Raw genomic sequence first — 11,447 nt, 5'->3', positions numbered from 1 at the left:
GGTCAACTCGCAAGCCATGCATGTGTTGCTGTTTGCGCTGTCGGGCCTGGCGCTGCTGGGCTGCTTTCTGTTCTCGCGCTGGCTGGTGCGCAGCAAGTACGGCCGTGTGCTGCAGGCCGTGCGCGATGCCGAATCGCGCACCATGTTCTGCGGCTACAACCCGCTGCCCTACAAGCTGTCGATCTGGGTCATCTCGGCCATGATGTGCGGCCTGGCGGGCGCGCTCTATGTGCCCCAGGTGGGCATCATCAACCCCAGCGAAATGAGCGTGGGCAATTCCATCGAAATGGCGGTGTGGACGGCCGTGGGCGGACGTGCCTCGCTGGTCGGCCCCATCATCGGCGCGTTCGCCGTCAATGGCGGCAAGAGCTGGCTCACCGTGGCTGCCCCCGAGTACTGGCTGTACGTGCTGGGTGCGCTGTTCATTGTCGTGACGCTGTTCATGCCGGGAGGACTGATTCGCCTGCCGCAGCAGCTTCGCCAGTGGCGTGAGAAGCGCAAGGCCCAGGTCAAGGCGCCGTTGAACCAGGCTGCCGCCGCAGGTGCCAAAACGACTGCCGAGCCGGCTTCTGCCGATGCCCTCGAAGGAGTGCGCGCATGACCCCCGATCTGATGCAGGAAGGCGAGCAGCGCCTGGCCTCCTACCAGCAGCGCGAAGCCGCGCTGCGCACCGAATCCGGTGGTCGCAACGCCAGTCTGGCGCGCCCGGTGGTGGCCGGCGAAGTGGATGTGACCCACGGCCGAATTCTCTATCTCGAAGACGTGCATGTGAGCTTCGACGGCTTCAAGGCCATCAACGGTCTGAGTCTCGATATCGCGCCCGGCGAGCTGCGCTGCATCATCGGTCCCAATGGCGCAGGCAAGACCACGATGATGGACATCATCACCGGCAAGACACGGCCAGACAGCGGCACGGTGTTCTTCGGCTCCACCATCGATCTGCTGCGCTATAAGGAGCCCGAGATCGCCGCCATGGGCATAGGCCGCAAATTCCAGAAGCCCACGGTGTTCGAGCAGCTCAGCGTGTTCGAGAACCTGGAGCTGGCGCTCAAGACCCACAAGGGCATTGCCTCCTCCATGCTGTTCAAGCTCAGCGGCGCGCAGAAGGACCGTATTGCCGAGGTGCTGCACACCATCCATCTGGCGGCCAGTGTCACGCGCCAGGCGGGCCTGCTCAGTCACGGTCAGAAGCAGTGGCTGGAGATCGGCATGCTGCTGGTGCAGGAGCCCAAGCTGCTGCTGCTCGACGAGCCCGTGGCCGGCATGACCGACGAGGAAACCGTGCGCACGGCCGAGCTGTTTCTCACGCTCAAGGGCAAGCATTCGCTGATGGTGGTGGAGCACGACATGAGCTTTATCGACACCATCAGCGAGAAGGTCACAGTGCTTTGCGATGGCTCGGTACTGGCCGAGGGAACGCTGGCCGAGGTGCAGGCCGACGAGCGCGTGATCGAGGTGTATCTTGGGAGGTAACCCCCTGAGGCACTTTGCCTGGGCGGCCCCGCGCCTTCCCCCCTCTCTCTACGCGCTTCGCGCTAAGGGAGGGGGACGACAGCTTCGGTGCGCGGCGGCGCTTCCTCGCTGTCTCTTTGATTGGGCAGCGCCAGTTTCAAACGTCATGCGCTCCGCAGATAGTCAAATTAGATAGCTGCTTGCGCTTGCTGTGTAAGCGCTAGAGGTCGAAAATGCTTAAAGTTCAGAACCTGCATCAGTATTACGGCGGCTCGCACATCCTGCGGGACGTGAATTTCACGGCCGAGATCGGCAAGGTAACGGTGCTGCTGGGCCGCAACGGCGTGGGCAAGACCACCTTGCTCAAAAGCCTTATGGGGCTGGTTCCCATCAGAAGCGGCGGCATTGAATGGCAGGGCCGCGATATCGCGCGCAGGACGCCCTATGAGCGCGCGCGCAGCGGCATCGGCTATGTGCCCCAGGGGCGCGAAATCTTCTCGCGCCTGTCGGTGGAAGACAATCTGCGTATGGGCCTGTCCTATTGCTCGGCAGGCACCCGGATTCCGGGCGAGCTGTACGAGCTGTTCCCCGTGCTGGGGCAGATGCTGCACCGCCGTGGCGGCGATCTCTCGGGCGGGCAGCAGCAGCAGCTGGCCATTGCGCGCGCGCTGGCGCCGCAGCCCAAGATCCTGATCCTGGATGAGCCCACCGAGGGCATACAGCCCAGCATCATCAAGGACATCGGCCGCGTGATCCGCATGCTGGCCAATCGCGGCGACATGGCCATCCTGCTGTGCGAGCAGTACTACGACTTTGCCGAGGAGCTGGCCGACCACTATGTGGTGATGGAGCGCGGCGAGGTGATCGCATCGGGCCCGGGCAGCGAGATGCAGGAGAAGAATGTGCGCTCGCTGGTGGCGATTTGAATATCGGACGAAGAAAAAAAGGTGCCGCAAGCGGCACCTCAAAGCCTCAGGCCATGCCCGGAGGACAACTCATTTCGTCAATACGCTGCGCCGTGCGCGGCCAGCACCGGATTGCCCTGTATGGCAGTGCTGGCGCGGCCGTCCGCGCCCAGGGGCACTTCCCCCACCAGCGTGGTGCGGTAGAGCTGGCGATCGAACTCCAGCGCAAAGATATCCTGTGGTGCCACATGGGCCGTGGAGCGGTTGTCCCAGAAGGCCAGCGAACCGGGTTCCCACTTGAAGCGCACGGTGAACTCGCTGCTGACGGCGTGCTCCCAGAGCAGCTCCAGCAGCACGCGCGATTCGCGAGTATTGAGTTCCACGATGGACTTGAGAAAGCCGGGGCTGATGTAGAGCACCTTCTCGCCGGTCTCGGGATGAATGGTGACCAGCGGGTGTTCGCTGATCAGGGTGTTGTCGCGCACCAGATCCAGATATTCCTGCGATGCCGTGGCTCCCTGCGGTGCGCTGAAGCGGTGCTCGCCACGCAGGCCCTGCAAAAAGGCTTGCAGCGGTTTGGAGAGCGCTTCGTAGGCAGCTGCCAGATTGGTCCATTGCGTGTCGCCGCCATAGGGCGGAATCGTCACGCCGCGCAGAATCGATGCGGCCGGCGGGTTGTGGGCGGCCGTCACATCAGCATGCCAGCCGGTCCAGGGGCGCTGTTCGGCCTGGCCGCTGTGGCGGTTGGCCTTGCGGTGCTTGGCAATCGAATACAGCTCGGGAAAGCCTTCGACATGACCGAAGACGGGGTGGCCGGGCGTGAGCTCGCCAAACTGGCGCGAAAAAGCGATCTGCTGCTCGTGGCTGAGGTGCTGGTCGCGAAAGAAGACCACCTTCCAGCGCAGCAATGCCGAGCGGATGGTGTGCACCTCGGCGGCACTCAAGGCCTGCTTCAGATTGACGCCGCTGATCAGAGCGCCGATATGCGCCGATTGCGGCGCGATGCGGATGTGTGGAGTGATGTGGTTGGCAGAGCTCAGAAGCTGGTCCAGATGCTGCAGCGGAGTGTGGGGCAGGGGCATGTTCATGGGATTTTTCCTGATGAGAGCGGGGCTTCAACGGGCCTGGGCAATACGGGAGGCGCTGGCCGGCAGCAGGCCGAGTTCGGTGAGAAGTGCATGGCTGCGTTCGACCTGAGCATGCAGGGCGCGAGCCGTGTCCTGCGGGCCGAGGAAGATGGGCTCCCACTGGTTGAGCGCCACAAACTCCTTCCATTCCCGGGTTTCGGAAACCTTGCGCAGCGCATTCACCCAATACGCCTGTTGCGCGGTGCTGGCACCGGGTGCCGTCATCACGCCCTGAAACGAATCGCTGACATAGTCGATGCCCTGCTCCTTCCAGGTGGGCGACTGGGCGAACACGCCTTCAAGCCGCTTGTCGGCGGCAATCGCCAGCACGCGCACGCGGCCCGACTGCAGATAAGGCAGCAGGTTCGGCGTGGTGGCCGAAACCACATCGAGATGCCCGCCTGCCAGCGCCACCATGGATTCGGCGGAGGACTTGTAGGGCACGATGCGCAGCTTCTGGATATTCACGCCGCCTTGCTGCAAGGGCTGGGCCACGCCCAGATGGATGTGATTGCCCAGTGTGGTGGCAATGCCTATGGAGTATTTCTCGGGGTCCTTGCGCAGCTGGGCGATCAGATCCTGGGCATTGCGCAGCGGCGAATCCGCACGCACGACCACGGTGGTGAACTCGCGCAGCAAGGTCACCAGCGGCGTGCCTTTCTGCAGGTGCGCGGGCAGGGCGTTCTGTGCCAGGCTGTTGCCGTAGCTGGTGCTCAGCGTCATCAGCGTGTGGGCGTCGCCAGGGTGGCGGTGCAGGCTCTCCAGCGCGGCGATCGCATGTGCGCCGGACTTGTTGCTGACCACGAACTGCGGTGCATGGCCATCGCGTGCCAGCAACTCGGTGAGCTTGCGTGCCGCCAGATCCAGCGCTGCGCCGGCTCCGCTGGGGACAATGAATTCCGTGGACTTGCTGGGCTTCCAGGCCTGTGCCGCTGCGCCGCCGGCTTGCGCGGCAGCAGGGCCAGTTGCCAGCGTGCAGCACAGCACCGCCATCGATGTAAGCCACGGGGCCAGAGTGCGATGCAGGCGTGAATGCGTTACGGTAGCGACCGACATGAAAGCTCCTGAAATCAATCGCCATATGCTTGACAAGCTGGCGTGCGAGAGACTGTAGAAGCGCTGCTGCGATACAACAACGAATGAATTTTCATGAGTTAGTAAGCAAAAGAGCTGAGCTATCCCGGCCTGAACGGCAGGCCTGCTTGAAGAGGCGAGAAAGACAATGACCTGGCATGCGCAACTGGCGCTGAACTATTCCCTGCAGGCCGGCAAGACCTCGGTGCATTTCACGCACGATGGTCCGCTGCGCATCCTCAAAAGTCTTTATCCCGAAGGTCCTGCCATCTGCCACAACGTGCTGGTGCATCCGCCTGGCGGGCTGGTGGGTGGGGATGTGCTGGACATTGATGTCCATGTCGCAGAAGGTGCGCATGCGCTGGTCACCACGCCCGGTGCCACGCGCTTTTACAAAAGCAACGGGAAGCAGGCCATGCAGCGCACCCGGCTGCGTCTGGACCCCGGTGCGAGGCTGGAGTGGCTGCCGCTGGAGGCGATTGCCTACAACGCCTGCGATGCCGTCAACCAGCTGGAGTTCGACCTCGCCGAAGACGCGCAACTGCTGACCTGGGATGTGACGGCACTGGGCCTGCCGCTGGCCGCCCAGCCCTATGCCTGCGGCAGGTTCGAACAGCACATCGAATGGCCGGGCCGTTTTCTGGAGCGCGGCGTGATCGATGCACAGGACGAGCTGCTGCTCAACGGCGATCTGGGGCTGGCCGGGCATCGCTGCCTGGGCAGTCTGATCTTTGCAAGCGGCTCAGCCATGGCGCGCCATCAGCGCGAAGCCTTGCTGGAAGGCACGCAGGAGCTGCTTGCCAAGGCTGCTCCTGCGGTGTTGAGCGGTGTCACCGCTCCCAATGAAAACATGCTGGTTCTGCGCTGTGCATCACCTGTGGTGGAGCCTGTGATGATGTTGTGGAAAACCGTGTGGAGTTTTTGGAGAAAAGAACTCTGGGGCTTGCAGGGCGGCACGCCGAGAATCTGGTCCATGTGATCGCTGTTGCACGGGCCCAGGCCCCGTTTCAACGCACCAGCTGTTTTCTGCATCGGGCCAGCTCGGCCTGGGTCCAGTTCAGGCGTTCGCGCAGTTGGGGGCAGGCGGCACCGGCGTTTTGCGGCTCGCGTTCCGTGCAGTGCTCCTCGACCATGGCTATCAGGGTGCGCGTGTGGCGGTTCTGCTCCAGGCTGCAGGCGCGCGTACCTGCTTCGGCTCGTGTTCCGCCTTGCGAGCGTGTGCCGGGCGGCACGGCCGTCCAGCCCCGGTTGTGCCAGGGCGAGAAGGAGGCTGAAGGCGTGATCTCTATGCCGCTCACGCGTCCTTCCAGGCCGGGAAATGTGGACAGCATGGCGGCTGCCACCAGGGCCGGGTCGCTCATGCGTCCCAGGGCGGTATCGCAGTCCATGACATCGGGATTCAGGCCCGGCGGCAGCAGCCTCAGCACGCCGTAGATGCGAGTGGCATCGGTTTCCAGTTCCTTGACGCTGCGCCCGTTGCTGCCCGGCACCAGTCCCATGCCGACCAGTTGGTACTGCGTGTCGCGCAGGGTGGTATCGGGGCCGGTGTGGATCTCGACCTCGCCCGAGGCCCGGCCTGCGAACATGAGCAGCCTGAAGGCATCCGTGGAGAACAGCGCCTGCACCTCCAGATGGCAACGGGCAGGCGGGGCCGGACGCAGCACACTTGACCAGTCCTTGGCAGCGTCGCGGTGGACCAGCATGGCCGTGCGCGGCAGCATCTCCACGGCTATCCGTGCCTTGTCCAGGTTTACGGTGGCCGCCACGCTGGCGTCGATGAAGTCGACCGTGGGAAATTGTGCCAGTGCCTTGAAGCCGGGCTGCATCACGGACAGTCTGTCATTGCCGACCACGCCGCCTGTGGCGATCTCCAGGCGCCCGTCCGCAAAGCGGTAGTAGCTGGGCACTTCGTCGGTCTCGGTATAGCTGCCGTGACGGGTGGAGACGCGGTAGCGGATCTCGCGTCTGCCCATTTCCATGAAGGGGTGCAGCGTCTCCAGCAGGGCCTGGCGTGTGGCGGCATCGTCCTGGCGCAGTGTGATCTCTACGCGTGTCGAGCCATAGCCCCGCAGCTTGTCGAACGCATGGCGCATGACGGCCTGATTCGGAAAAGTGATGACTGCCCCCACCATGCCCGCCAGGGCCGCGACGCCGCCCAGCACCAGCGGCCAGGTCGAACGCTCGTCAGCGCGAGTGCCAGTCATGGCGCTCCAGATGGCTTGCGCGCCATGGCTCAGCCAGGTGGTGGCCATGAAGGCGATGAGCGCTGCAGTCGGCGCCCACACAAGAATCAGCAGTATTTGCAACAGGCCCATATGGGCGGTGATTCTAGGCAGAGGCCATGCATGGCCTGGCGGGAGCAGTCCGCCGTGGTTACAGCGCCAGAACGATTCTGGACTCCTGCATCCTGGCGCGCGAGCAGCAGCTCATCATCTTGGTGCAGGCCGTGCGCTCGGCACGGGTCAGCACCATGTCGCGATGATCGATATCGCCTTCCAGCACCGGCACCTCGCAGGAGCCGCACAGGCCTTCGCGGCAGTCGCTCTCGATATCGATATTGGCGCTGCGCAGTGCATCGAGCAGGGTCTCGTCATTGCGCACCTGCAGCGTGATGCCGGATTCGCGCAGCTCGACTTCAAAGCCGTGCTCCTTGTCCGGGTCCAGCGCTCCCAGGGTGCTGGAGAAATGCTCCACGCGCAGACTGTCCTCGGGCCAGTGGCGACTGGCCTCGGCCAGCCCGTCGAGCATGCGCTGCGGACCGCAGGCATAGATCTGTGCGCCGGGCCTGACCTCGGCCAGCAGTGACGCGTAATCGGCGCGCCGGCCTTCCGCGCCCACATAGATCTGCAGACGCTCGCCATGCATTGCCTGCAAGGCATCCAGGAGCGCCATGCGCTCGCGCTGGCTGCAGCTGTAGTGGATTTCATAGGGGATGCCCAAGGCCTGGGCGCGAGCCGCCATGGCCGCAACCGGCGTGATACCTATGCCGCCTGCGACGAGAATCAGCTGCTGCGCGCCTTCGTCGAGCCTGAAGTGGTTGCGCGGGCCGCGCATCTGCACCTTCATGCCGGCCTGCAGTGCCCCATGTATCCAGGCCGAACCGCCACGGCTGTGCTCCTCGCGCAGCACGGCGATCTCGTAGGTATCGGCTTGCTGCGGATCACCGCATAGCGAGTACTGGCGCGAGATGCCGGTGTCGCCGCAGTGCAGGTCGATATGCGAGCCCGGGGTCCAGCGTGGCAGCTCGCGTCCGTCGGGCGCCTTGAGGCGCACGCGCAGCACGTCCTGCGCAATCAGCTCGGTGTTGTCCACCAGCATGCTGCGGCTGACGCCGCCCTGCGAGGATTCGCCGATGCGCACCGGCTGTTGTTCGGCCAGCACGGCGGGGTTGGCGCGCTCGGGGTTGCGGCTCACATCCCATTGCACCCACAGGTGTTCGGGGCCGCGGAACGAGGTGTTGGGCACATAGGTGAAGCGTTGCTCGGCCAGCTGCATATGAGGCAGGCGGCGCGTGAACTCTTCAAGGAAGATCTGCATTTCCATGCGGGCCAGATTCTTGCCCATGCACTGGTGGGAGCCGTAGCCGAAGGTCAGGTGATCGCTGGCATTGTCGCGGTGGATGTCGAACAGGTCGGCATCGACAAAATGCTGCTCGTCGTGGTTGGCCGAAGAGGTGACGATGAGCAGCTTGCTGCCGGCCGGAATGGCCTGGCCGCCGATCACCACATCCTTGGTGGCCAGGCGCCGCCAGGCGGCTACCGAGCCGTTGTGGCGCAGGCATTCCTCCACGGCATTGGGGATCAGCGAGGGATCGGCGCAGATCTCCTGCCAGACCTTGGGGTGCTGCAGCAGCAGCTTGACCGCATTGGCCGTGGCGTTGGCCGTGGTCTCGTGGGCGGCGACGAGGCCGGCCATCATCATGGAGTGCAGATAGGAGTCGGTGACGACATCGGGCAGTTCTTTCTGCTTGCGAATGCCGTATTGCATCCAGCCTTCGGCATCGGGGTCGGCACGCATCTTGTCGAGAATCCGGCCTGCGTGCTGCCAGAAATTGCCCACGGCATGGGCCACGGCCACCTGCTCCTCGGCCCGGGGGCGCCCCCAGGTGTTGACGGTGTGGGCAATGCTGTACTGGCGCAGCGTGTCCATATCGTCTGCGGGCACGCCCAGGAAATGCATGGCCACGGTGAGCGGCACTTCCCACAGCATCTGGTCGACGAGATCGGCGCGGCCGTCGTCGATGAAACGGTCCACATATTCGCGGGCCAGCCGGCGCACCATGGGCTCGTGGTGCTTGAGCTCTTCGGGCGTGAAGGGCTGCATCAGCGCGCGGCGGCGCGGCATGTGGGCGGGCTCATCCTCGTTGACCAGGGTGCGGTTCAGCGCAAAGCCATAGCTGGCGAGCACGGCATTGGCTTCATCGCCTGTGGGCGTGATCTTCTCCAGCGCAATCGAGGGGCTGAAGGTCAGGTTGTCGCGGAAGATGGCCTTTATGTCGTCGAAGCGCGTGACCACCCAGTAGCCCAGCTGCGGGCTGTAGAACACGGGCTCCTGTTCGCGTGCCCAGCGCACATACTCGGGCGGGTCCTGCTGGTAGCCGTCGGCAAAGGGATCGAAGCCGGCGGCACCGTGGCTGATGGGGCAGCCCGTAGGGCCGCTCTGGCCGCTGGGCTTGCCGAACTGGCTGTGATCGATGGGGCAACGGCTGGGGGGGGAAACGGTCATGGCTCGCTCGCAAACGCAAAGAGGCAGGAGATGGCTTGCGCCATCGGACGAGAGTGCAGAGGCGGCCTGCCGCCAGCCTCTGCGGCATGGATCAGCGGGGCAATCAGTCCAGCGTGATGTTCAGATCCTTGATCAGCTTCTGCCAGCGTGTGCTTTCGCTGTGGATCAGCGCCTGGAACTGCTCGGGCGTGTTGCCCACGGGCTCAACGCCAAAGTCGATGAGCTTTTGCTTGACGGCAGGCTCGTTGATGGCGGCGACCACCTGCTTGTTCAGCGCCGTGACGACGTTGGCCGGTGTCTTGGCCGGAGCCACCATGCCGACCAGGGCCGCAGCCTGCACGCCAGGCAGGCCCAGTTCGCCGAAAGTGGGCACATCGGGCAATTGGGGCAGTCGCGTGGCATTGGCCACGGCCAGCGGACGCACCTTGCCACCCTTGATGAAGCCGGCGCCGGCGGCCAGGTCCACCATCATCACGGGAATCTGACCGCCCGCCACATCGGCTAGCGCCGGAGCCGCACCGCGATAGGGCGCATGGGCGAGCTTGAGGCCGGCCTCGGACTTCAGCAGTTCCATGGCCAGGTGATGGGGGCTGCCCGCGCCGGCGGAGCCGTAGTTCACGCCCTCGGCACTGGCCTTGGCGGCGGCAATGAACTCCTTGGCGGTCTTGGCCTTCTCGGCGGGGCCGGCCACCAGAATCATGGGAAAGCGGCCCATGAGCGTGACGGGAGTGAGGTCCTTGCCGGGGTTGTAGCTCAGGCTCTTGTAGAGCACGGGGTTGAAGATCAGCGTGCCGTTGTCGGCCGACAGCACGGTATAGCCGTCGGCCGGTGCGCGCGCGGTCTCCGATGCGCCTATGGCTGTGTTGCCGCCCGGGCGGTTGTCCACGACGATGGGCTGATGGGCGTGGGCGCCCCAGGCCTGGCCTATGGTGCGGGCCAGGAAGTCCGAGCCACCGCCGGCGGCGTAGGGAACGATCCAGCGCATGCTCTTGCTCGGGTACTTGTCCTGGGCCACGGCGGTGCCAGGGGCTGCAGCCAGCCAGAGCATGCTGGTGGCCAGAACCGAGGCGGTGAATAGGCGTTTTTTCATTGAGGGTGTCTCCTGGGCTGTGGTGTTGTTTGCCTGCGGGTTAACCAAGCTTCACTCCGCCTGCGGTTCCGCTTTAATACGGAAATTGTTTTGCGTAATTTTTATACGCATAGCGTAAATATGCTTCAAGGGATTACCCGAGAGCCAGCACGAGACATGCGTGAAAATGTCTTCAACGGCTTACGAGACAGGCGCAACCAGCTATGAAAATCGAGAAGAAGACTTTGGCGATGGCGAAGCGGCAAGCAGCCAGCCCCGCAGCAAGAGTGGCGTCGCAGAATGCCCGGCAAGAGCCGGATCAACGTCGCCAGCGTGTGCAGGCAGCGGAGACCTGTCTCGCCGTGCTCAAGGCACTGGCCGGGCTGGGCGGTCGTGCCAGCCTCACGGCCATCGGAGCTGCCGTCGATGAAAGTCCGGCCAAGGTGCATCGCTATCTGGCCAGCCTCATGGCCGAGGGCCTGGTGGAGCAGGATCGTGGCGGCACCCAGTACGCGCTGGGACGCGAGGCCATCCATATTGGACTGGCTGCGATGCGCCAGAACGATCCTGTGCGCATGTCCGAGCCGGCCCTACAGCATCTGCGCGAGTCCTTGCAGGTCACGAGTTTTGTCGCGGTCATGGGCAATATGGGCCCCACCATCGTGCGCTTTGAAGAGCCCAGCCTGCCCATTACCGTCAATGTGCGTGTGGGTTCGGTCATGTCCATGCTGTGGTCGGCCACGGGGCGGGCATTCTTTGCCTTCATGGAGCCGCAGCCCGAGGTCGAGGCGCTGCTGGCGCGTGAGCTGGAGGCAGCCAGCCCCGAGCATCGCCGTCTGCTGCATGCGAGCAAGCCTCTGGAGCAGCTGCGCAGCGAGATTCGCGCAGCCGGCTGTGCGGCGATCCGGGACCTGAATCTGCCTGGCATCAGCGCCGTTGCGGCGCCCTTGCTCGACTACAACGGTCATGTGGTGGCCGTGCTCTGCGCGCTCGGGGCCAGCGGCGGCTTCGACCCCGATCCGCAGGGCCGCATTGCCCAGGCTGTATGCGAAGAGGCGCGCAGTATCAGCGCTTCGCTGGGCTACCGGGCCTAGG

General features: G+C 64.4%; 9 protein-coding genes and 1 pseudogene. 5 read left to right on the top strand and 5 right to left on the bottom strand.

Annotated features, from left to right (window positions below):
• The 3 genes and pseudogenes from AAIL66_RS03905 to urtE form a co-directional block, all read left to right on the top strand.
• Positions 1-601: pseudogene (locus tag AAIL66_RS03905) on the top strand (urea ABC transporter permease subunit UrtC); the annotation flags it as partial.
• Positions 598-1,473, top strand: coding sequence for an urea ABC transporter ATP-binding protein UrtD (urtD, locus tag AAIL66_RS03900; protein WP_034404622.1), 876 nt, complete (start codon positions 598-600; stop codon positions 1,471-1,473). The pseudogene AAIL66_RS03905 and the gene urtD, both read left to right, overlap by 4 nt.
• A 212-nt stretch (positions 1,474-1,685) precedes the next feature.
• Positions 1,686-2,378, top strand: a complete 693-nt coding sequence (gene urtE / locus AAIL66_RS03895; RefSeq protein WP_003060654.1) for an urea ABC transporter ATP-binding subunit UrtE — start codon at positions 1,686-1,688, stop codon at positions 2,376-2,378.
• 77 nt (positions 2,379-2,455) lie between these two features.
• Here urtE and AAIL66_RS03890 read toward each other — a convergent pair whose 3' ends face one another.
• Positions 2,456-3,445, bottom strand: coding sequence for a TauD/TfdA family dioxygenase (locus AAIL66_RS03890; protein ID WP_343496050.1), 990 nt, complete (start codon positions 3,443-3,445; stop codon positions 2,456-2,458).
• A gap of 27 nt (positions 3,446-3,472) precedes the next feature.
• Complete coding sequence (locus AAIL66_RS03885) at positions 3,473-4,540, bottom strand: tripartite tricarboxylate transporter substrate binding protein (RefSeq protein WP_238585687.1); 1,068 nt, start codon at positions 4,538-4,540, stop codon at positions 3,473-3,475.
• 166 nt (positions 4,541-4,706) lie between these two features.
• On the opposite strand from AAIL66_RS03885, the gene AAIL66_RS03880 reads away from it, so the two are divergent.
• Entirely contained in the window at positions 4,707-5,537 is an 831-nt protein-coding gene (locus AAIL66_RS03880; protein WP_343496049.1) for an urease accessory protein UreD, read from the top strand.
• 28 nt (positions 5,538-5,565) lie between these two features.
• On the opposite strand, the gene AAIL66_RS03875 is transcribed toward AAIL66_RS03880, so the two are convergent.
• The 3 genes from AAIL66_RS03875 to AAIL66_RS03865 form a co-directional block, all read right to left on the bottom strand.
• A complete protein-coding gene (locus tag AAIL66_RS03875) occupies positions 5,566-6,873 on the bottom strand; it encodes a hypothetical protein (protein ID WP_343496048.1) in 1,308 nt (435 codons plus the stop codon).
• A 58-nt stretch (positions 6,874-6,931) separates the two neighbouring features.
• A complete protein-coding gene (locus AAIL66_RS03870) occupies positions 6,932-9,283 on the bottom strand; it encodes a cytochrome P450/oxidoreductase (RefSeq protein ID WP_343496047.1) in 2,352 nt (783 codons plus the stop codon).
• A gap of 103 nt (positions 9,284-9,386) precedes the next feature.
• Positions 9,387-10,373: a tripartite tricarboxylate transporter substrate binding protein gene (locus AAIL66_RS03865; protein WP_343496046.1), complete on the bottom strand. Its 987-nt coding sequence runs from the start codon at positions 10,371-10,373 to the stop codon at positions 9,387-9,389.
• A 230-nt stretch (positions 10,374-10,603) separates the two neighbouring features.
• Between AAIL66_RS03865 and AAIL66_RS03860 the strand changes: the two genes are divergently transcribed.
• The gene (locus AAIL66_RS03860; protein ID WP_034355361.1) at positions 10,604-11,446 is read left to right on the top strand and encodes an IclR family transcriptional regulator; all 843 of its coding nucleotides are present in this window, start codon (positions 10,604-10,606) and stop codon (positions 11,444-11,446) included.
• The last annotated feature ends 1 nt before the right edge of the window (position 11,447 follow it).

It is taken from the genome of Comamonas sp. F1-6, from assembly GCF_039581415.1.
Lineage (GTDB): Bacteria > Pseudomonadota > Gammaproteobacteria > Burkholderiales > Burkholderiaceae_C > Comamonas > Comamonas thiooxydans.
Note: the sequence above shows the minus strand (reverse complement) of the source record. Positions and strands in the feature narration are given on the sequence as shown.